Here is a 22,719-nt window from a genome sequence, read left to right as displayed (position 1 = left end):
GGAGTGACTTTAGAAGTTTACGAACAGGCTCATTGTGTAACTGCGTGGAGTCTTTTTCAAGTCCATTCCTGTCACAGGGTCGTTGGCCTCTGGGTCTATGTTCCATTTGTTGCGTGTCCAGGTGGCGATGTTGTTCATCTGGAAGCGGAGACGGAGTTGGTTGATACCCAACTTGTGACAGATGTCTTGTGAAAAGTTGTAACCCAATACGATGTTGCGTAGCTTCATGTAGTCGGCATGGACAACGTTGGTGTCCATGTATTGTGGATTGCCGATGACATTGACTGTACCAAGGTAACCGTTGGCAGGGTGGAGCGTCTTGTCGTCTGAAGTCCAATAGTTGAGGTAGGCGGATGAAATGATATTTCCCTGGTTGTCATATCCTGCTGCTGTACCTTCGGAAGTCCAGTCGTTTACCTTAGCTCTCATGTAATGTCCTCCATAAAAGGCGAACATGGCAGAGAGGGTGAAGCCACGATAGGTAAAATCGGGAGTAAAGTTCGCAGTAATCTTAGGGTCGAGACCACCACTGAAAACGACATCGTCTGGTGTAAACTCACCATTGGCTATATCCGAAGAGTGGACTTCGCCATCGGCACCACGCCATTTGAACGATTGGGTATTCCCATCTACCTCCATGCCTTCGTATCGGTAAGAGAACAAGGAGTGGATAGGGTAGCCCTTGTGTAGGGTTTTGGAATATAATGCTTCCTGTCCCGATGCAGCTTCATGGCTTACGTGGGTTACCTTGTTCTGGTTATATGCCAAGTTGAAACTTGCGTTGATTCCGAAGTCGTTTCGACTACGTGCTGGCAAGATGATGCCATCCAATTGTAATTCTACACCCTTGTTGGTGGCCTTTCCGTTGTTGATGGTCAATTGGTTCCAACCTGTTGTCGGGTCAAGGTCGGTGATGGTGAGCAAATCGCTTCCCTTCTTGTGATAGAAATCCAACGAACCGTTGAGTCGATTGTTGAACATGGCGAAATCTATACCGAAGTTGAAGGAAGAGGTCTTCTCCCATCTCAACTGGTCGTTAGGTGGTGTGTTTAGGGTTGCCACCTTGTTGCCGTTGATTTTGTTGATACCGATGTTGGCAGTCAGGTATGAGGAAACGGATTGGTCGATGTTACCTGTCAGACCGTATGAAGTACGGAACTTCAGTACATTGAGCCATTTGATGTCCTTCATAAATTCCTCGTTGTGCGCATTCCAACTCAATCCAGCAGACCATAATGGACGTCCACGAAACTTAGGGTCTGTTCCGAATAGGTCTGCCTTGTCCAGGCGGCAAGACACGGATGCCGAGTATCGAGTGTCATAGACATAGCTTCCTGTGAAGTAGAGAGAGTAGAAACGATGCAAGGTTTCTGTTGTGCTGAAATCGTTACCTGCTGGTGCTCCATACATGTGGTAATTGGAACCCAATGCAGATAAGTTTCCCTCGATATCCACCAATTGACCGAAGTTCATCAGACCTTGGTTGTTGGTCTGTGTCTGTTCATCGTAGCCCATCAGGAGATTGCTGTTGGTCTTGTATTTGGTCTGTCGATACTCAAAACCAGCCAAGGCACTTAGTTCATGCTTCTCTGCGAAAGTCTTGTTGAAGTCTGTCTGTAGGCGGAATGTGTAATATGCACCTTCTGCCGTGTTGGTCTGGAGCATACCGCCGTTTGGAATGTAGTGCTTTACGCCTGCATCGCTGCCTAAAGTATAAGGACTGACACGTTTGATAGTACGACTAAGAGCATACATGTCTTCGTCTCCCCAATCATCATCTTCGTCATCTCCTCCATCTTCTGATGCGTTATTACTGCTGGTATAGAGGTTGTAGAGGTTTCTCATATAGTAAGAGCTCCCTTCTCTATAGGCATCGTTTTTGTAATAAATGTCCTCGTACTGGAACTGTGCTGAGGCTGTCCATCCTGGAAGAATGTTGAAGTCAGCGTGGATGAAAGATCGGATGTTAGTTCGACGGGTATTGTTGAAGTTCATATTTACCTCTTCCAAAGGATTGTAGCTGGCATCCTTGAAACCGTATTCTGGATTTTGGAGAGCTTCCTCGCCCAGGTAAGTGTCTGCTTCCATTCTTGCCAAGGTGCCGTCTGCATTATACATGCTTTGATACGGCATGAAGGAATAGATGGCGCTCCATAAGTCTCCGATGTGTGTCTTGGAACGCTCACTCTGGATATTGGCTCCAAAGGTGAAATTGAGCCAATTGCTTGCTCTCAGGATTCCTTTGTAACTCAAGTTCAGGGCGTTGTTATGCTCCTTGACCATACCGTTGTTATCGGTCTTGTAGTTCAAGGTAATGTTTGAGTTCAGTGATTTTCCGTTGGTTCTGATGGCGAGGTTGTACTGCTGGGTCACTTGGGCGCGTTCGTAGGCATCCTGCCATTCCTTGCGGTAGTTGTTCTTGCTCAAGGCATCAAGTTGATTCTGCAAGTCAGCGTCGCTCAGTACACCGCTATAGTTGTCCATCAATAAGCGGCTGATGATGCTGAGGCTATGCTTGTTGTTGAGATAACTCTGTTGGAGAGAGTTGAACGCACTTGGGTCTTCAGCATTTTTCAGTCCGTTGAAGTTGTATTTTTCCAGTTGGATGACTTCGGCGGCACTTGCCCAACGGAAGTTGTCGTAATTGTATTTCTCGCTGATGCACAGGTCGGCGTTGAAGTCAATGTCAACTTTCTCCTTTTGTGCCTTCTTGGTCGTGATGACAATGACACCGTTGGAAGCCCTTGCTCCATAGATGGAAGCAGCGGCAGCGTCTTTCAGAATCGTGATGTTTTCTATGTCGTATGGATTGATGGATTCGATAGAGCCTTCTATAGGAAGTCCGTCAACAACGACCAAAGGGTTGGTCTTGGCTTGGAAAGAACCAATGCCACGGATGGCAAGAGAAGCTTCACCTTCTCCATTGATGCCATTCTTGTAGGATACCAGACCTGGGACTTTTCCCTCTAGGTTGCTAACGATGTCGCCGGTGTATCGCTCATCCATGTCCTTGGCGGTGATGGTTTGGTAAGAACCTGTGGCATTCTTGCGCTTGATATTCTGGTAACCAGTCACCAGAACATCGTTCATCATGATTTCATTGGTTTGCATGGTGATGGTCACGTTTTTCCCCTTGATGCTTTGTGCCTTTACCACCTTGTCTTTCATGCCAATATAGGATAGGGCGATTTTTGGGTCTTTGCCTTCCACCATGATGGCAAACTGACCATCAATGTCTGTTGCCACACCGCTCTTGGAGCCTACCTGGCGGATGGTTACGCCAACAAGAGGCTCTCCATTCTCGTCGTTCACGTAACCCGTGACGAGCTTCTTGAAATAAGGGAGGCTCTTCTTGACCTGGCTGATGACAACGGTCTTGTCAACAATTTCGTAGTCTAACTCTGCGTCTTCCAAGATGATGCGGTTGAGAATTTGTTGCAGGCTCGCATTGTTGAGACGGCAATAAATGGTTCCCACATTCTTAATGACGTTCTTTTGATAGACAAACTCATAGCCTGTCTTTTTTCTTAGGTCATTGATGACCTTTTCGAAAGCAATGTTCTGGTAATTAACGGAATAGTTCTTTGCATTGCCTGCCAGTGGCAGTAAGGCTAAGATTACCGTCATCGTCCAGATAAAAATCTCTCTTCTCATAGCGAATGTTTTTATGTTAATACTTTATTTAGTTACTATCAGATGTTTGCCGTGAACTTTGAAATGGATGTTACCGCTCTTTTCCAGAATGGTGAGGGCTGTGGCGAACTTGGAGTAGCGTGGAATGCTACCCATGAACACTATCTTCTTCAATTCGGCGTTGGCAAAGTTATACTCGAATGAATACCAGCGGCTAAGCTCTTGCATGATTTCCTCCAAAGTCTGGTTCTCGAACACGAATTTTCCTTGTCGCCAACTCGCAACAATCTCTGCATTGACTGACTTGATGTTCGTGCTGGAGGAAAGCTTGTCGAACTGTGATTGATGTCCAGGGCTGAGTAGAACCTCGCCGCTGTTGTTTTTCCTGCTCAGGGAGATACTGCCTTCCAACAAGGTGGTCAGTATCTTTCTGTCTTCCTTGTATGATTTCACGTTGAATTGCGTACCATGTACCGTGACAAGCTGTCCATCTGTTTCCACCCTGAAAGGTCGGTTGCTTTCATGGGCCACCTTGAAGAAAGCTTCTCCTTTCACGATAACACGGCGCTCATTTTCTGCGAATTTTTCAGGATAGATGAGTTGGGTCTCGGAATTTAGCCAGACCTCCGTGCTGTCTTCGAGGACAATCTTGAACTCTCCTCCACGCGGAATGTCAAGGCACAACTGTTTTTGACTGCCGGTAATCTTGGCGATGGCTTTGTCCAAGAGTGAGGGCTTCTCTTTGCCTACTTTCTCGCCCAATGCGATTTGTCTTCCGTCGGTGAGGGTCAGGATGGCCTTGTTCTCGCCTGGCACGATGCCTTTGTTGGTGGCTGGAGCCAAGATAGCTGCCACTTCTTGTCGTTCTTTCTGCTCTTGCTGCGTCCACATCCATGCTGCGCTAAGGCTGATGATGGCAAGGAAGGAAGCGGCGATGCCCAAGCGATGCCATCTCTTGGATGGAGATGCTATACGTTGGAGCATTTCCGCTTGTGGACGTTCTGTATTCACAAACCTACGCTTTTGTAATTGACTGTTGATGTATTGGTAGTCAAGCATACGCTGGTATAGTTTTTCGTGCTCAGCTTCTTCTTTTCGCCAAGTATTGAGTTCCATCTCTTCGTCGGAAGAGATGGAACCTATGATTTTCTTGAAGAGCAAGGCACTGATATGCTCGTTAGTATATTTCTCCATGGCGATAGTGTTGTTTATTTAATATGATTATTGAGGTCTTCGATAAGCTCTGGATCTGAAGGACGTTTGGCATCTGGGAAGATGACATTGCCATTGCCATCCAACATCAGGAAGCGTGGAATGCCATTGATGCCCATCTGTTTCATCAATTTGTCTGCGTCTGCTTGTGGCATGATGTATTGCGGCCAGGCAGGATTGTCTTTCTTTAGCTTGTTGAGCCAAGCCTGCTTGTTGGCATCGATGGAGATGCTGATGAACTGAATCTTGTCGTTGCCCTTGTATTTCTCTACCACTTTTTCGAGGTGAGGAATCTCCTTGCAGCATGGTCCGCACCAAGTTGCCCACATATCTATATAGGTGAGTTTGCCATAGAGGAAACTCAATTTGCATGTCTTGCCGTCTGGTGTCTCTATCGTTGGATCGTATGGCAATGGCTTTCCGTCGAACGACTTCAGAGCAGTTTGTATCATGGGCTTGTACTTTGCAATCATTTCTGGATAATCCTTTGCCAGATTTTCGTAAACCTTCCAGATGGTCTTGATGTCGCCCGCTGGTGCCATCGAATAGCCATACATGAACATGTTGACGAGGAACTTCTTCACCTTGGGATTGGTTATCTTTCCCTCTATGTTCTGTATATTGGCAAGATAGCTTTTTGTGGAGTCGTTGGTCTCCTTGTATAGCAAATTCCACTGGTAATCAAGCCAAGCGCTACTCAGATTGGTGGCTAAGTTGATGGAGTCGTTGGGGTCGATGTCCTTGACGGCATTGATATATTCGGGATAGTCTATGGTATGCTTCTTCTCATCGTATGAAAGATCCATGATGAGGCGAATCTTGCTCCAGGTGTACATGCCTTCGCTCAATCTTTTGTAATAGTTGAAGTAAGGTTTGCCTTTGAGTTTCTGAAGTTCTTTCATCACGTGGGCATTTTCCTCTTCGAGGATTTTGCGATACTCTGCGTTGGGCTTTGCATCCTCTGGATCTGGTGACCAGTATTTCATCATGTCGTATCCTTGGGTGTAAGTGTTGTAGAAACGGCTGAGGTCTGCGTTGTCTCCGCTGATTTTCGCCTCAAGCTTTCCTTCCTTATTGCGGAAAATGGTGATCTGTGCAGTCTTTCCTTTCTCTAAGTGGACGCCAAAGATGTCATTGTCGGCTTGGATGGTAATGTCCTGTTCTTTGCTTGGGATGGGACCATCATAGATAAAGTTGCCTTTGGCATCTCTTTCGATGTCTGTACTGACGGCTTCCAAAATGTTTCCGTCAGGATAGTAGGTAATCATCATGTCGCTGATGCTGTCTGCCTTTACTGTTCCTTTCAATAGTTGGGCCTGCATGGAGACAGAATAACTAAATAAGCCGAAAATGACGGCTGCAAGTTTTATTTTATTCATATTTTTATGGATTTAATTTCTTGTTAGTACGCAATGGGTAGAAAAAGGTATCAAAAGAAAAGTGGTTTTTTGTCAAATCATACAATAAATGGAAGATTTTTCCATATAATTGTTGACTTTTCGAAAAAAAACATTACTTTTGCATATAAATTTATGATGAACAGATTTATAGCTATGGCACAGCAACATTTAAAATTCGCAATATTTGGTAATGAATACCAGGCTAAGAAGTCGGCTTCGATAGAGAAAATCCTTCTTTATCTCGAAAAGAAGGAGGCTGAAGTTTATGTGGAGAATGCTTATTACGAGTTTCTTACCCGCGACCAGCATCTCGATGTGAAGGCGGCTGGGGTGTTCGAGGATTACAACTTCGATGTGGATTACGTCATCTCTATGGGTGGTGACGGTACCTTCCTGAAGGCAGCGAGCCGTGTGGGAGCCAAGGGTACACCTATCATCGGTGTGAATATGGGCAGATTGGGCTTCCTTGCCGATGTGCTGCCAAGCGAGATAGAGTCGGCGCTGGACAGTCTTTATGCCGGTGATTGTCTGATAGAGGAGCATGCGGTGATTCAGGTGGAGGCAGAAGGTGGCATACTTGCCGGCAATCCGTTCGCCCTCAACGATATCGCCGTACTGAAGCGTGATGATGCTTCGATGATTTCCATCCGTACGCAGGTAGATGGCGAATTCCTCGTCACTTATCAGGCGGATGGTCTGATTGTTACTACGCCAACAGGTTCTACGGCATACAATCTATCGAATGGCGGACCTATCATCATTCCGCAGAGTGGCAGCATCTGTCTTACTCCGGTTGCTCCTCACAGTCTGAACATCCGTCCTATCGTCATCAACGATACGGCTGTCATTACGCTCGATATCGAGAGTCGCAGCCACAACTATCTGGTAGCCATCGATGGTCGTAGTGAGCGTATGACGGAGGAAACCCGCCTTATCATCCGCAAGGCTCCTCATAGCATCAAGATTGTGAAGCAGCGCAACCAGCGTTATTTCTCTACCCTGAGAGAAAAACTGATGTGGGGTGCTGACCAGCGCGAAAGATAATTAGAATAAGAAAGATAATTAAAATAAGAAAAGAGGTATATCCCGAAGATGAATCTTGGGTATACCTCTTTTTCCTAACCTAAAACAACTGACTAATAATTTTGTTCACACAAAACTAAACCTAAAAACATAAATCTTAATAAACCTAAAAGCTTAAAGCTAAAAAACTTAAACTAAAAACTGAAACTATTCTTTGAACTTATTTGTTGTATTCTTATCTGATAATCACTTTCTTTCCCTGATGGATGTAAATACCATTCTTTGCAGGCTTCTTACCCATTTTCATACCGCTTAGCGTATACCATGCATTGTCTGTAGTTGTGGTATTGCTTATGGTTGGAGTTCCTGTGATGCCTGTTGGTGCCCAGATGGCGGTAACATCCTTGCAGGTGTATTTGCCATTATTCTGTGCAGTGGTAATCTCGTAGAACTTGGTGCTGTTGCCAGCGTTCATGTCTACGGTCTGCTTCTTGCCTGTTCCATTTCCCTGATTGAAGATGATGTTTACGATAGCATCCTTGCTTTTGATTTTGAAGTCCATATAGTACCACTTCTTTCCGTTCAGCGTTTTGGTTGCTGTAACAGCAGTACCTGGCCAGCCTAGTGTAAAGGTTTCGCTGGAATTCCATGCGTAGAAATACATGGCTGAACCCCAGTTGGTTACCTGGTCGGCATTGGCATATATGGTGATGGTATATGGCTCGAATGTCTTGACGGTATAATTGTAGGTACGGATACCTGTTACGTTTCCATTGATAAGCAAGCCAACCTTCAAGGTGCAGGTCTCATCTATGTTGATGGTGTTACCTGTAGCTACCTGCTTGCTCTTGGCTGTAGGGTCTGTGCCGTCAGTAGTGTATACCAGTTTGGCATTGCTGTTCTGACTCACAGCCGTAAGCTTAGCCTTGAATCCTGCCTCGTATTCGCCTGATGGAATGTTGCACCATGCGGTTTCTGCAGATTTAGAAAGATAATAACGGTAGTGGTATCCTTCGAGAATCTGTGCATAATCAGCACTTGGAGTATATGCCTTGGTGTTGTTTCCTACAACCACGATGAGCTTAGCCTTGTCGCCGGTAGTCTCATTGGCAAAGCATGCGATCTGCGCCATCTTGTTGGTATAATTGCTCATGTTGGTGATGCCTGCAAGTTTGCGGGCTTCAATCATGCTCTTGATTTCCTGTTTGTAGGCTCTCCAGTGTGGCTGGAACACGCAAGGAGTTCCCGGCATGGCGAGCATATAGGCATTTGCAGCAAGCGTATCTCGCTTAAGAGGATCCAGCGGCTCATCTTTAGAGCGGTATTGCATGTCGTGATTCTCTACGAATGTGATGGCATACTGACGGTATGTTGGGTCATGCATCAGATTGTAATCGCTCTTCAGCTTTGACCAGTTTTGCGATGAAACAACCTTATTGTCTTTTACGCTTATTGCGTCGCGTACATTATAACGGAACTGGAAGTCGAAGGCTGCACTCTTCTTGTTGGTTTTGTTTATCCAGTTGATGATAGACTCGTTTCCGTCCCAATATTCTCCAACAGAGAATTTTACGCCTGTTGCATCATTGTAGTCAGCCACGTGGGTACCGCTGAAACCCTTTACCATGTCGTAGCGGAAACCGGTATATCCTATATCCTCCTTCAGAAATTTCAGATATGCCTTGATAATCTTCTGTACGTTCTCGCTCTTATGGTCAATATCACGGCATCCTCCAAAGTCGGTTCCCTCATCATTGTTATTGCTGAGGCTAACCCCGTCTTTTTTTGCCTGTGTTGCCGTACTTCCATCATCATCATTCTTGCAGATATCGGTAGACAGCATCTGGTAGGTCACTCCCTTGTAGGTTTCTGCAGGGAAGGCATACCAGCCGTCTGTATTGCGATGGTTGACCACAACATCAGCTATTGCGCCTATGCCGTTGGCTTTGAACTTGGCAATCAGACTTCTGAGTTCAGCCTCAGTTCCGAATGAGGAGTTCTGGTTGAAATAATAATATGGCATATAGCCCATCACCTTTGTGGTTTCGATGCATTTACCGCTTTGTGGAAGCCATACTAGGTCGATGAATCCTTTCATGTCATCGGCTTGCTTCTCTAAAACAGTCCATTGGGAGTAGTCGTAAGAATCCCATGAGAATCCTTGCAGCATGACGCCACTATAGTTAGCAGGCCAGCCTTGTGCAAACATATTGATGCTTGCCAGTAAAGCGATAAGTGTAAAGTATATCTTCTTCATAATTATCTTTGTATTTTGTGATTATTATTTTATGTTTAATTGCAAGTTGTATTGTTATACGTTGGCAAAGTTACGATTTATTTCATTAGCTTGTTCAAAAATTGATGCAAATCAAGCGAATAAATTGTGCAAACGTTTGCATTCCGGTGCGCTTTTCTTCTATATATAATTAAGGTATATGTAGCTTTAGGAGATAATTATTATTAAAAAACTAGAAAACATTTGGCGGTCTCGTTTTTTATTGCGTAATTTGCGTTGCGTAAAAAGCGCAATGAACGTTTGTATAATGAATGATAACAAGATATGGCAAGATTGAACAATCCTTTTGGGGGCGATAGCTCGTGAGCATTTGGTATCTTCGCCGTTGAGCCAGCAGTTTATCAGCACCCACCATCTTCCAGCTACGAGCAGCGTGAAAACGGCATTAAAGGCATTGGTAGATAAGCAGCTGATAAGCAAGACTCCGACTGGCTATCTGGTTAGCGACCACTTCTTTGCGAAATGGCTGGTGAGAGGAGGAATCATAGCCAACTGAGGAAATGAAAATTACGTCCCGATGCTTGGCTATGGTGAGATGGATGATAACAATGCTGCAACTTATATGATGCAAGGAATCAATTATAACGATGCAAGGAAGCCTTTCTTACGATTGCGTGACATTTGTCATGCGTTTATACGACACTTGTCGTACGGTCGGATGACAAATGTCGTATAATCACATGACATATATCAAAGTATAAATAAACCTAATATTTTACACCAAAAGATACAAGTTATCACATTATTATATATATATGCATCATCTTTCATAGAAGACAAAGAACGCGAATTGAACAAGCAAGTGCAAAAATCCATCCCATAGTCTGTTAAAGAATATGATCATAAAAATCTTGAAAACGTGCAGAAGGCTTAATACGATTTTCATAGATTTGCATAATGTAAAGGCATACAAAAAGGCGGCTCCCGATATGTTCGAGAGCCGCCTGGTAATATATATATCACGCATATTCTTGATGTCCTCGTCATACAGCTCTAGTTCCTCTCGGGAGAGCTTGCGGAGGTCGCTATTTCTGCCAACTTGCGGAAGACTGGATACTTCTCGCTGAATGGCATCTGTTCAAACATGTTCATATTCTTCCCTCCTTTTTATGTTGTTTTATTCTTTGGATTCTCTTGTGGTTTCTATAGAAAATTTCAGCACTCCTAAATTTACCCCAAAAGTCAATCTGCGCATTTTTAATGGCAGCTTATCTGCGAAGACTTCGTTCATGGCAGCTTGTATCTTACCTTCTGTTGCTTTGTCTGGTAAAATACCATGCTCCTTTGCATCTTCATTCACCTTATCTATAGTTCTTGCCAACTTGCGAAGTTGAGTGAAAGTATCAATGATGGCAATGGCGGTGGCTGTTGCCATTGGTGATTTTAATATTGTGGCAAGCATATAAAGTCCTTGCTCTGTAAATCCCTTTACTGTTGCATGAGAAAACTTCAATGTTTCGAGGTGGTCAAAATTTTTGACCACATGCTCTTTCTCGCTGTTAGTCAGTTCGATAACATATCCAGAAGGAAACTTATCTGGATTGTTTCTTATGGCTTGGTTAACCACCTTGGTTGTTACTCCATACAATTCCGCAACATCTCAGTCAAGGATGACTTGCGTATTCCTGATGACAATGATTTTACTTTCTGTTTTTACAATATCTTCTTGATGTCCCATAATTTCTTTTTTATAGCTTTTCTTCTGCAAAGATACGACTTTTCCTCATAACTTCCAAGGTTTTAGGGAAAAAATACTTGAAAAGGGGGAGGAGAAAAAGAAAATAGGCGACTCCCGGAATTGAGAGCCGCCCATTGAATGTTATTACATTATTTTCCTAATTGCGCAATCATTGATTGCGCAATTATAGAATGTTTGAGTTATTGAACCGATCAAAATCTTTGATCAGTTCGTCCTTATTTATCGGTTGCTTGTTGTAGTTTATATACTCATATAAGAAGCTGATTTCAACTAAAAGTTCCTTTGTGAATTATTAAACAGAAATTTCGCAAGTTGGCTCCACACGCCCCGAAGGGGCAGAAGCTCCTAGCCCAGGGCATCGCCCTGGGTTATTACGGGCGAAAACCTGTCGCCCTGTAAGGGCAAAAGCTTTAAAACTCTAGGCAATACATAAAGCTTTTGCCCTTACAGGGCGCCTTGCTGATAGCTATTATACCCAGGGCGATGCCCTGGGCTAAGAGCTTTTGGGCCTTCAGCCCGAACTTAAACCACATGCGAAAGTTCTGTATATGATTTTTATTGTTTTGTAATTCGGCGGTTGCAACCGCCGAATTGCAAACTATAATTTCGCGGTTGCAACCGCGAAATTATAGTTAAGCATATCCTATGCCTAATAAAAACGTCTCATATCCTACATTTGAGTTCCTGAAAGTTCAGCCAGTTTCAGGCTTGTTCCTTTAATTTCTGGATTTCCTCCAGTGGGAGTTCGGTGGCTGTCGATACTTGCTCATCAGAAAGGCCCATTGACAGAAGGCGGCGAGCTGTGGCTAGCTTTTCTTTTTCCATACCTTTTTCCATCCCTTTCTTTTCATCAAACTTTCTGGTGGCATATATATCACGCATATTCTTGATGTCCTCGTCATACAGCTCTAGTTCCTCTCGGGAGAGCTTGCGGAGGTCGCCTATTTCTGCCAACTTGCGGAAGACTGGATACTTCTCGCTGAATGGCATCTGTTCAAACATGTTCATATTCTTCACTATATAAATCCAACAATCAAATATATCCATACACTCTGCCTCCGTGTGCTTGTCGAACAATGGCTGTTAGATTAATTATAATACAATGTTTGTATATGAATTTACATTATAGTCAAAACAAATCGCTATGGGTTCCATTGTTGAGAAACAGCAAAGTTAATTTTTCATCGTTTTGTTCCCACAGCATCAACCAATCAGGGGTTATGTGACATTCCCATATACCTTCTAGGTTTCCATGAAGTTTATGCGATTTATATGATGGCGGTAGTTTACCCTCATTAGCTAATTTCTCTACAGCTTTTTCTATGAGAGTAGGGTCTAGCCCACGTTTCACTCCTTTTCGCAAAGACTTTTTAAATCTGTTTGTAAAGTCAATAGAGTATTTCATTCTAAGCACTGTTTGATTAAGTCGTGAGCATCTTTTGCATGATATACTCTGCCTGCTTTAACATCTTCTAGGGCTTCTTCAATACCACTTTTCTTTTCGGTTTGAATAACCCAGCCAAACTTCTTTGCCAGTTCCTTTAATAAGTTGAAGTCAACTTGCGGAACAGTTATAGTTGTTTTTATATTATTTATAGCTACATCCATATTGCTTTCCTTTTAATGTTATTTTAAATGATGCCGCAAAGATACGATTTTTCTCTTTAATATCCAAATGTTTAAGTGAAAAATACTTGATATGAATGAGAAAAAAATAAGTTTGCAAATGTACTGGTCGCAATTTGCGACCGGTTTGCTTTTATCTTGATTTTCTATGTTATTTGCCATCTGCTTACGCTTTATAAGGTCAGGTCGTGGACGCAATATTGCTATTCGTTGGCAAAGAAAATGCAAACGAGCGCAAAGAAAGCTTGCTTTCAATTTGCCGAGTGCAGCTTTTCTTCTGCAAAGTTACGACTTTCCCTCGTAACTTCCAAGGTTTTAGGGAAAAAATACTTGAAAAGGGGGAGGAGAAAAAGAAAATAGGCGACTCCCGGATTGGAGGAGAGTCGCCTATTCTATGAGTTTTTAACCAAATCAGTAAAGTTCGACCAACTTTCAACTTTGAATCCTCTTAGATCTCTGACTGATTTCTTAAACCACTCTATTTTAGAAAGCTCCATAACTGTTTTTACAAGTGCAGTCAAATCATCATTCATCGTCATGTATGTACTGCCTTGCACCCACTCGAAACCATTCTTCTTTAGAAGCTCTTTTATTTCGTAGTAAGCCTTGTTGTAAGGTTCGCCATAGTATTTCTGTAAATCAGAAATTACCATATCAAATGCTAGTGCGTACATACTGCCTCCTTTGCTGGCTCAAATAAGTCCTTATATCCAAAGAATATGTTCCCATCTGCGGTTTTTGCGGAGATGACAATTCCTACGAAAGGATTGTTCTCAACTTCAATCACTTCGCCCTGTGTCCAGTCTTTGGCATGTGTCAAGTCTGGAGATATTAATACTTTGTCGCCTGTTCTCATAATCATAAAATATAAATGTTGTACTTATTCGGTGCAAAGATACGACTTTTCCTCGTAACTTCCAAGGTTTTAGGGAAAAAATACTTGAAAAGGATGAGGAGAAAGAAAAAAATAGGCGACTCTCGGAATTGAGAGCCGCCTATTGATATTTAGTTTATTTGATGAAGCAAATGCTTACTTCTTAGTCATTTCACACTTTGCATAGCCATCAGCCCAAGGATAAAGCTTGATGTCGTATTTGCCTTCTTCTACAGCGATGTTTGCAGGATTACCCTTTGAAGTGAGATTATCTAACTCTCCACCCCAGTTGATGGCCCAATCATCGTTAGCGCGGAACTTGATTACACCAGTTTTCAAAGTGATGCCTTTGACTTCCCAATAGCGACCTTCCTTAGTTTCTTTGTTGTAAGGAACATAATTCATATTAATGTCGTCGCCGCTCCAACCATTGACTGTTGCGTCACCAATGATACCAATAGTGGTGATAGGAGTCAGTTCGTATTTCTTCTCAGACAAATCAATATCTACCTTATAGTAACCTGCAGGTTGAGTCATAATGATGTTATCTTCTGACTCACCGAAGAAAGCTCCACCATAGTTGGTACCATCCCAGTTTGGCTGAGTACAGAACTTGAAACCACTACCGTCCAAGTACATATAACCAGTGTATTTTACTGCATCTTCACTTGAGAGGTAGTCAATCTGCTTCCAATCATTAGCGTTGCCTGCCATATAGAGCACAGGCTTAGCAAAAGAGTATGTCAGATTGTTCATGTCGAGTGTTACAATCCATGTACCAGCTCCTGGAATAACCATAGTCTGCAATTTACCCCAGCTGTCGCCATTAAAATAGATATAGCCAGAACCATCTTCGCAACCATTTTCCTTACATCCCAGAGCACCAGAGTCGATATAAGTCCAATCTCCGTCTTCGTACTTGTACTTGCTGCCTTCATAGAACTTAAACCAGTTCTTCTCTTTCTCTGTGGTAACTTTGAGCTGGTAAACACCATCTGCAATCTTAGTCATCCATTGAGGATCGGTTGCATCCCAGCTTTTTCCGTTAAGATCACCTAGCATGTAGTAACCATTTTCATCAATTGCAGGAACAGGGCTTGTTGTTAACTTACCTGTGGTTTCTCCTGCTGTATTGATGGAAATAACATCGCCCGATTCTAGGTTTATTGAAACCTTTGACTCTACTTTCAAGTCATAAGTTTTGCAGGCGCGTGAATTGCTGTTGTTGCAGAGGAACTTTTCCAAATCTTTTGCGCTTACCTGGATGTCATTGCCGTTAATTTCTCCTTCGATGACCTCATTATTCACTTTCAATTCTCTCAGTGTATAGCCTGTAACATTGTCATTTGTAGAGTTGAGGTGGACGAGGTTGATGATTCCATCTTCGTTTGGCATGCTACTTACTGCTTCAGAACCAGGTGTAAATGTGATTCCGTATTGGGCAGCTGCTGCTTCCTGCTCATTGGCTTGTGGATTAGCCCAATCATCGTAGTCGCCATTGCAGCTGGCAAGTGTAATACTTGCCAAGACTGCTAAGCTATATAATAATGTTTTTTTCATTGTGCTTTGGTCTTAATTATTTAACTTCTGCTTTATAATTATCCAAGTCGATATACAACTTCTGACCTTCGGTGGTCGTTACTGAGTAATCAGCTCCTTCCGTTTTAGCCCAGTTTTCAGGTATATCATTTTTACGCCAGAACAATTCTCCGTTCTTTATGTTAAAGGTGAACTCTGTACGATACCAGTCTAAATCGCCAACCTTAACAGCAGCACGAAGTTCTGCGCTTGCAAGGAATGCAGGTGATTCCCATTTGCCGCTTGGATTGCTTGGAGCTTTAAACGCAAAATTCTCATCAAATACCCAAGGATCACAGGTCTGCTTCATACAACCACCAAAGAGATAAACCTTTGTTGGGTAGATAGACAGTGTCCAAATGATGTCCTTCTTGTCTTCTGTGATTTTACCTTCGAACAAGAGGGTGTACCAACCTGCGTTAGCAGCCTTGATTCTGTTCTTCTCACCTTCTGTAATACCAGCGTTGGCTTCATCGTTGATTCCTCCAATGATGTCGCTAAAACCACGATTATCGTTGTTCTTTGTACCCCACTGGAATTCACCACCTGCTGGCAGGTAGATAACGCCATAATACTTACCTGGTACACCCCATACCTGAGGAATTGCTTTCCAGCTTTCCCATGGTGTCTGAATAGAACTACCTGTCAAGTAAAGCTTTTCTGTAAACTTAGCATCAGGAACTTTATAGACTGCTTTTACAGAAGGCAAGGTAATTGCATTCGAGAAGGTTTCTCCCAAATTTGGATTGCTTGTACCGCCAATAACAGCACGGAGACGAATGTAAATAGGCATTTCTTCAGGAAGTATTCCGTTAGGATTAGCTGCCTTGAAAAGAGCTATTACCGCATCATTTACCTCAGATGCATCCACCTCCATTTTTGTTCTCTGGTAGAATGTCTTTAATTCTGAGTGGGTGGCATTACGGTCGTTTACGAAATTTGGATCGACAGATACCTGTACATAGTATTTCACTCCGTAGGGTACTCCTCCATAATTTGGTTGAGAACATGTCAGGTTCAATTTTTTTGCATTGGAGAGATCGTATGTATTTTTTTCTGCAAGTGCAGGAGTATTCAATACAAATTCCTCTGCGACATGACTCAAGTCCAATGTAGGGTTGCTGTCTCTGTCATCATCACATGATGTAAAAAGCAAAGGGAGAACCATTGCTGGCAGCAACATGAATTTGAATATTTTTTTCATAATTGATTTCTTTTATTTTAAATCTGGTTTCCTAACAATTAGTATTTTGGGTTCTGCGTCATGTTAGGGTTGTTCTTTGTCTCATTGCCTGGAATAGGATAGATGTCATAGTGAGCCTCAATACCAGTTCCATCAGCTACACCGCCCTTGAAATTCCAGAGATACTTAGAACCTGTGAACAATCCAAAGCGAACCAAGTCTGAACGGCGGCGGCCTTCCATGTAGAACTCACGGCACCATTCGTCGATAAGAGTCGTCTCATCTACTGATGTTGCCTTTACTTCACGGTTGGCACGATCCTGAACCAAATTGATGTCAGCCAAACCGTCCTGGCTACCATTGAGGCGGTACTTAGCCTCTGCACGGGTCAGATAGATTTCTGCCAAGCGGAACAATGGGAAGTCTGTGTCTGAATAGTTCTGGTGATGCTGTGGTGTACCATCTGCGTGGGTGTTGCTCCACTTTACGATAGATGCTCCATTCAGAGGACTTGTTATGGCATCGCCTGGTGTCAGAGTACGTACTTTGTCGTCACAGCCACCTATACCCATATAGAAGAGGGCACGATCGTCTTTTGCCTGTGCTATAACATCTGCTGTACTGAATTTCTTCTCTTTATCCTTTGCAATAATCTTGTCTCTATCAGCATTAGCTACGAGATCCGCTTTGTCTGCCTTAGGAATATCCCCATTAGGGAAGAACTTCTTTACCAAGTCTACACGGGCAAACAGACATTTCCAGGAATCACTTGTACTTGCGTAAGGCATGCCTGCTATGCTGGTCGCATTTACGAGGTAAGAAGTACCTGCATAAGAACGAGTCTTAACACCATCCTGACGGATAGGGAAGATGATTTCCTTCATTGCTTCTGGGTTGCAGTCATTGTCACCCATGAACAACTGCTGATAACCACTGTAGCCATTCTTCTCATTACGGCAAAGTGCGTATTTATCTTTGCCTTCACCATCGATAATCTTGTCGCAATAATCGATAGCCTTCTGGTAATCCTTCACCTGACCATTGGTATAAACGGCAGAGTTAAGAGCCAGACGGGCATGCAGCGCATAAGCTGCACCACGGTCAGCACGTCCGAAATTCTCAGAATTGTTATAAGCACCAACCTCAGCCATCATTGGTTCGATGGTAGTCAACTCTTTGTCTATCCACTCGTAGAGATCCTTGCCTGTCTTCTCTACAGGGAGAGAATCGTCGAAGGTATCCTTGAAAGGAGCCTTGCGGAAGAGGTCAAGGAAATAATAGTAGTTCAATGCACGGAGAAAACGAACCTCTGCAATTTGGTCGTCACTCAGTTTTCCTGTCTGCTCTGTGATAAACTGATTGTACAAGGTAATGTCGAAAATCAGACGCTGGTATGCCCAGTTGATACGTACATTATCCTTGGTCCAGTTCATGTTGGTAATTGGAGCGATACCATCATTCTCCTGCCAAGCCCACAGAGTTTCGTCTGTCATCAACTCTTCTAAGTTGAACACTGTACGGATAAATCCGCTTTCACCTTCATCGCAACTCAAGTCTGCTATACCTGCAGGACCTTTCTGACCTGTAAGGCCAAGAGTAGCATACTGCTTAGCCAAGAGCCCCTCTACTGAGTATGTTGGGTAATTATGTGGGTCAACAGACTTGATGTTCAGTTCGTCTGCGCAAGAGACAAAGCCCATGCACAACATACCTGCCATTGCAGTCTTAATCAATATTTTTTTCATAATTGTCTCCTTTAAATATTTTAGAAGTTAAGATTCAAACCAAGCTGGAAGCTTATTGGACGTGGGTAAGGATTATTGTCGATACCGCTGCTTACCTCAGGGTCGATACCCTTATACTTGGTAATGATGAATGGATTCTGGACTGTGAAGAAGATGCGTCCATTGCAAATCTTCTCTGCACCAACCTTAATCAAGGCAGGGAAACTGTAACCCAATGTCATGTTGCTACACTTCAGGTAAGAAGCATTGCGTACGAAATAGTCGCTCGTGTTAGTCGCATTGGAAGTTTTACCCGTAAAACCAAGATTGACAGCTTCTGTTGTTGTATTTCTGTAGAGACCATCTTTGTTGATGTCGGCAAGAACAGCCTTATCATTCAAGAAGTCGTAGTATACATAGTTGCCGAAAGAAGCATGGAAGGCTGCACTGAAGTCCCAGTTCTTATAGATGAACTTGGTAGTGAAACCCATGATGACATCAGGAGCTGGGCTCTTGTAGCAATAACGGTCATCATCATCTATTGTACCATTTCCGTTACGGTCAACATAAGCACCCTCGATAGGCTTGCCGTTCTCATCGTAAATTTGCTGGTAAACATAGAATGAATTGATTGGCTGGCCAACCTTGTTTACCTGAATCTTGGTGTTGTTACCACGAGATACCTTGTCGCCTGTCCATACCCAATCTTGCAAACCTGCTTCCAATTCGGTGATTTCGTTGTGGTTCCATCCTACATTGTAAGTTACGTCCCAAATGAAGTCCTTGGTAACGATAGGCTTAACGTTGAATGCCAACTCAATACCATAGTTCTCCAAAGAACCGATGTTCTTCAGAAGTTGGTCACCAAAGTTTGTACCACCGGCAATGGCAACGCTTGCCAAAAGGTCGGTAGTCTTACGATAGTAACCATCTACATTTACACCGAAACGACCATTGAGAGCTGTGAAGTCGAGACCTGCATTATAAGTTGTTGTCTTTTCCCATGTCAAGTCAGGATTGCTTGCTGTTGGGCGTAATGTCTGGTAATATTTATCACCGAATGGATACTGTGCATAACCATTGCTGACTCTATACAGAGTAGAATAGTAGAAGTCATCAATACCATTCTGCTGACCGGTCTTACCCCAACCCAAACGGAGTTTCAATTCATCGAGCCATTTTGCATCCTTCAGGAAAGGCTCGTTGTTGATCTTCCATGCAAAGGCTGCTGCTGGGAAGTAACCCCACTTCTTACCCTTTCTGAAGCGAGAAGAACCATCGGCACGGAATGTAGCTGTAAACAAATATCGATCGAGCAAGTTGTAGTTAAGACGTCCGAAGTAAGATACCAGAGAGTTGTGGGTTCTCCACATTTCGTCATCTTTGCTTACTGGGTCATGCTCGTAATTCCACTTGCCTTCTGTCTCTTCATAGATAGGATTGTTCGCTTTCAAGTACTCATCGGTACCTGTTCCGTAGTTATAACCTGTTCTGTGGTAGTGGCTCTGCTCTGCACCTGCCATGATGTCGATGTCATGAACACCAAACTTGTGTGCATATTCTGCAAAAGCTTTGCCTTCAATGCTATATTTATAGGCGTGGTCATAGCCAATATATCCATAGTAATTGTTGGAGAAAGAATACTTGGAAATATTCTCATCCTGCTTACCATCTGTATACTGGGCACCGATGGCAGCATGCAAATGCAAGTCTTCGAAACCATGAATCTTGTAGTCTACCTCAAGGTTTCCAGAAATATCATTAGACTTGGCGATGCATTTGTAGTTGTTGAGAACTGCCACTGGATTCTGTGGAACCTGAGTCTTGGCTATACTTGTCCAATTAGGATCGCTGATATCTTTTGCGGCCTGCATGTACTGGTAATATCCACCAACGAATTTGTAAATGTCACCATCTCCGTATACAGACTGTGTAGGGTCCATGGTAAGTGCGCCACCGATGGCATCACCAACCTTTGCATAACGATCCTTCTCGAACATATACTTCGCTGTGAAGTTAACGTTCAAGTGCTTGTCAAGGAAAGTAGGAGCAACGTTGATAGATGTATTGAAACGCTTCATCCAAGTGGTCTTAACGATACCGTTGTTATCTTCGAAACCTAAGCTGACACGATAAGGCATGTTCTTCAGACCGCCCTGAATGCTGACGTTGTGATTGGTAGAGATAGCTGTGCGGAAAATCTCATCCTGCCAGTCGGTATCGGCAGTTCCCAAACCGTTAGTGTCAATACCCAGATTGGTAAGAGCCTGCTTGTATTCGCTGGCATTCATTACCTCATATTTCTTCTGGATGGTAGACAATGTTACATCGCCATTATAGGTAACAGATGGTTTCTGGCCAGAACGTCCCTTCTTGGTTGTAATGATGATGACACCATTAGAAGCACGGGAACCGTAAATAGCTGTAGCAGAAGCATCTTTCAATACGGTGAAGCTCTCGATATCGTTAGGGTTGATCATAGCCAAGACGTTACTCATACCCTTGTTGGTATTGTTGTCAATAGCCAAACCATCGATGACATAGAGAGGGTCGTTGGAAGCATTCAGAGAGGCACCACCACGGATACGAATCTGTGCACCGGTACCAGGTTGACCGCCACCAGTCTGTACATCTACACCGGCAATCTTACCTACCAACATATCAGAGGCACTGCTTGTGATACCCTTTGACATCTCATCAGGCTTGATAGCTGTAACAGAACCAGTCAAGTCGTTCTTCTTAGCGCGACCATAACCAATGACAACGACCTCGTTCAAAGACTTCTGGTCGTCAACCAAGGTAATCATCATGTTAGATGTTGCTTTGATTGTTTTTGGTGTCATTCCAAGATAGGTGAAAGTAAGATTGGCACCTGGCGCTGCATCAACTGAGAAGTTACCATCCATGTCGGTAATGCCCACTGCCTTACCGTTAACTGTAATGGTAGCACCCATGATAGGCTCACCAGAAGCATCCTTCACATGTCCCTTAATTGCATTACTCTGCGCAAAGGAACTCACCGTCAGAAGCAGACCGCTTGCTAGGGTCAACGCTCTGAGAGGCAATTTAATTTTTACCTGCTTCATCATTTGCTTGATTTTTAAGTTAATGTATAATATTAAATTATTTACTTTTTCATTCTTTTTGGCTTAAGTTGTCATCGTTCCTACTCTAAAATGCCGTTCTGGCTCTTTTCGGGGTCTTTCTGGCATCTTGCTTATATTATATAAGGTAGGAATGGGGCGCTTGCCCATAAACTTGTCGTTTCTGTGTGCAAAATTAAGTTCTTTTCTCTTATGTTGTACTATTTTTATGTTAATTCCGTTATTTATTTTGTGCAAACGTTTGCACAGAATTTACTTGATTTATGTCAATGAATTCTGACCAATATTGAGGATATTTCGTAATTTTGCAGCACAACTAATAGCAATGGGTGATAAAGAAACAATAACAATGAAAGATATTGCTCGCGATCTTGGCGTAAGTGTTGCCACAGTGAGCCGGGCATTGAAGGACAGTTCTCGTATCAGTACTGCCCAAAAGGAGCGTATTCAGAAATACGCGCGTGAACATAACTTCTTTCCTAATTTCCTGGGTGAAGCTTTAAGACATAATAAGGTGAAGCCGATGAAGGTGATTGGAGTTATTGTACCTCAGGTGGTACACTATTACTTCATGTCGGTGCTTTCGGGTATAGAGGAAGAGGCTAGAGCCAGAGGTTACCGTGTGATGGTGGCGCAGAGTAACGAGCGTTACGATAAGGAGGTGGCTATCTGTGAAGACTTCTATCAGAACAAGGTTTGTGGCATCATCGTTTCACAGGCGAAGGATACCAAGCAGTATGACCATTTCGAAAAACTGCTGCAGAATGGGGTGCCGCTCATCTTCTATGATAGAATATGTACGGGCGTGAACTGCTCGCGAGTGGTGGTAGATGACTATATGGGTGCCTTTACTGCCGTTACCCACATGATTGATACGGGCTGCAAGAAGATTGCCTTCTACGGCTCGCCGATGAATCTGGAAATCTCTAAGAACCGATATAACGGTTATCATGATGCGCTGGTAAAGCATGGTTTGACGGAGAACCCTGACTGGGTGAAGATTTGCGATGACCGTGCCAATGCCGAAGCAATAACGCCGGATATTCTGATAGAGGAAGATCGTCCGGATGCTTTCTTCGCCATCAATGATGATACGGCAATCGGCATCCTCTATACCGCCAAGCGGATGGGGTTCAAGGTGCCTGAAGAAATCAGCATCTGCGGATTCACCAATGGTGACCGTGCCAAGGCGTGCGACCCGATGCTTACTACGGTTGAGCAGCGAGGTGTTGCCGTAGGCGAGGAAGCTGCCAATATCCTGATTGGTCAGGTGGAAGGCTCCATCCCTAGAGATGATGTGGAGAAGAGAGTGGTGAGAACACGACTCGTGGTGAGAGGAACAACAAGATAAAAATATAAAAACAATA

At 43.5% G+C, this 22,719-nt stretch carries 17 protein-coding genes; 3 read left to right on the top strand and 14 right to left on the bottom strand.

All coding sequences use genetic code 11. From position 1 onward, the window contains the following. Positions 1-9: 9 nt before the first annotated feature. From ONT18_RS11245 to ONT18_RS11235, 3 genes are read right to left on the bottom strand one after another with little or no spacing between them, the layout of a single operon-like run. Positions 10-3,654: a SusC/RagA family TonB-linked outer membrane protein gene (locus ONT18_RS11245; RefSeq protein ID WP_264905638.1), complete on the bottom strand. Its 3,645-nt coding sequence runs from the start codon at positions 3,652-3,654 to the stop codon at positions 10-12. A 24-nt stretch (positions 3,655-3,678) separates the two neighbouring features. After that, the gene (locus ONT18_RS11240; protein ID WP_264905637.1) at positions 3,679-4,827 is read right to left on the bottom strand and encodes a FecR family protein; all 1,149 of its coding nucleotides are present in this window, start codon (positions 4,825-4,827) and stop codon (positions 3,679-3,681) included. Between the two features lie 14 nt (positions 4,828-4,841). Next, positions 4,842-6,224, bottom strand: coding sequence for a TlpA family protein disulfide reductase (locus ONT18_RS11235; RefSeq protein WP_264905635.1), 1,383 nt, complete (start codon positions 6,222-6,224; stop codon positions 4,842-4,844). 174 nt (positions 6,225-6,398) lie between these two features. Between ONT18_RS11235 and ONT18_RS11230 the strand changes: the two genes are divergently transcribed. Further along, on the top strand, positions 6,399-7,289 hold the full coding sequence (locus tag ONT18_RS11230; protein ID WP_118254573.1) for an NAD kinase: 891 nt from the start codon (positions 6,399-6,401) through the stop codon (positions 7,287-7,289). A 214-nt stretch (positions 7,290-7,503) separates the two neighbouring features. On the opposite strand, the gene ONT18_RS11225 is transcribed toward ONT18_RS11230, so the two are convergent. Beyond that, the gene (locus ONT18_RS11225; protein ID WP_264905633.1) at positions 7,504-9,525 is read right to left on the bottom strand and encodes an alpha-amylase family glycosyl hydrolase; all 2,022 of its coding nucleotides are present in this window, start codon (positions 9,523-9,525) and stop codon (positions 7,504-7,506) included. A 325-nt stretch (positions 9,526-9,850) separates the two neighbouring features. On the opposite strand from ONT18_RS11225, the gene ONT18_RS11220 reads away from it, so the two are divergent. Then, the gene (locus tag ONT18_RS11220; RefSeq protein ID WP_264905631.1) at positions 9,851-10,060 is read left to right on the top strand and encodes a hypothetical protein; all 210 of its coding nucleotides are present in this window, start codon (positions 9,851-9,853) and stop codon (positions 10,058-10,060) included. 621 nt (positions 10,061-10,681) lie between these two features. Here the strand turns inward: ONT18_RS11220 and ONT18_RS11215 are convergent. The 10 genes from ONT18_RS11215 to ONT18_RS11170 all read right to left on the bottom strand — a co-directional run bounded on the left by ONT18_RS11215 (position 10,682) and on the right by ONT18_RS11170 (position 21,334). Continuing rightward, positions 10,682-11,152 carry an ORF6N domain-containing protein gene (locus tag ONT18_RS11215; protein ID WP_264905629.1) on the bottom strand — a complete coding sequence of 157 codons (471 nt, stop codon included), beginning with the start codon at positions 11,150-11,152 and terminating at the stop codon, positions 10,682-10,684. An 813-nt stretch (positions 11,153-11,965) separates the two neighbouring features. After that, a complete protein-coding gene (locus ONT18_RS11210; RefSeq protein WP_254949420.1) occupies positions 11,966-12,340 on the bottom strand; it encodes a PD-(D/E)XK nuclease family transposase in 375 nt (124 codons plus the stop codon). Positions 12,341-12,392: 52 nt separating this feature from the next. Then, positions 12,393-12,668: a type II toxin-antitoxin system RelE/ParE family toxin gene (locus ONT18_RS11205; RefSeq protein WP_153119127.1), complete on the bottom strand. Its 276-nt coding sequence runs from the start codon at positions 12,666-12,668 to the stop codon at positions 12,393-12,395. After that, positions 12,665-12,871, bottom strand: coding sequence for a hypothetical protein (locus ONT18_RS11200; RefSeq protein WP_118082101.1), 207 nt, complete (start codon positions 12,869-12,871; stop codon positions 12,665-12,667). The genes ONT18_RS11205 and ONT18_RS11200 overlap by 4 nt, the downstream gene beginning before the upstream one ends. A 410-nt stretch (positions 12,872-13,281) precedes the next feature. Then, positions 13,282-13,563: a virulence associated protein D gene (locus ONT18_RS11195; protein WP_022120086.1), complete on the bottom strand. Its 282-nt coding sequence runs from the start codon at positions 13,561-13,563 to the stop codon at positions 13,282-13,284. Continuing rightward, complete coding sequence (locus tag ONT18_RS11190; protein WP_117662311.1) at positions 13,551-13,745, bottom strand: transcriptional regulator; 195 nt, start codon at positions 13,743-13,745, stop codon at positions 13,551-13,553. The genes ONT18_RS11195 and ONT18_RS11190 overlap by 13 nt, the downstream gene beginning before the upstream one ends. Before the next feature lie 174 nt (positions 13,746-13,919). Next, on the bottom strand, positions 13,920-15,323 hold the full coding sequence (locus ONT18_RS11185; RefSeq protein WP_264905626.1) for an Outer membrane protein SusF domain-containing protein: 1,404 nt from the start codon (positions 15,321-15,323) through the stop codon (positions 13,920-13,922). 16 nt (positions 15,324-15,339) lie between these two features. Then, positions 15,340-16,545, bottom strand: a complete 1,206-nt coding sequence (locus ONT18_RS11180; RefSeq protein WP_264905624.1) for a SusF/SusE family outer membrane protein — start codon at positions 16,543-16,545, stop codon at positions 15,340-15,342. Positions 16,546-16,583: 38 nt separating this feature from the next. Beyond that, positions 16,584-18,269 (bottom strand): starch-binding outer membrane lipoprotein SusD, encoded by a 1,686-nt coding sequence (susD, locus tag ONT18_RS11175; protein WP_264905623.1) that lies wholly within the window; start codon positions 18,267-18,269, stop codon positions 16,584-16,586. Between the two features lie 20 nt (positions 18,270-18,289). Next, complete coding sequence (locus ONT18_RS11170) at positions 18,290-21,334, bottom strand: SusC/RagA family TonB-linked outer membrane protein (RefSeq protein ID WP_264906871.1); 3,045 nt, start codon at positions 21,332-21,334, stop codon at positions 18,290-18,292. A gap of 343 nt (positions 21,335-21,677) precedes the next feature. On the opposite strand from ONT18_RS11170, the gene ONT18_RS11165 reads away from it, so the two are divergent. Then, positions 21,678-22,703 carry a LacI family DNA-binding transcriptional regulator gene (locus ONT18_RS11165; RefSeq protein WP_119228837.1) on the top strand — a complete coding sequence of 342 codons (1,026 nt, stop codon included), beginning with the start codon at positions 21,678-21,680 and terminating at the stop codon, positions 22,701-22,703. Positions 22,704-22,719: the final 16 nt, after the last annotated feature.

The organism is Segatella copri, assembly GCF_026015295.1.
In the GTDB taxonomy this organism is placed as follows: domain Bacteria; phylum Bacteroidota; class Bacteroidia; order Bacteroidales; family Bacteroidaceae; genus Prevotella; species Prevotella copri_C.
Note: the sequence above shows the minus strand (reverse complement) of the source record. Positions and strands in the feature narration are given on the sequence as shown.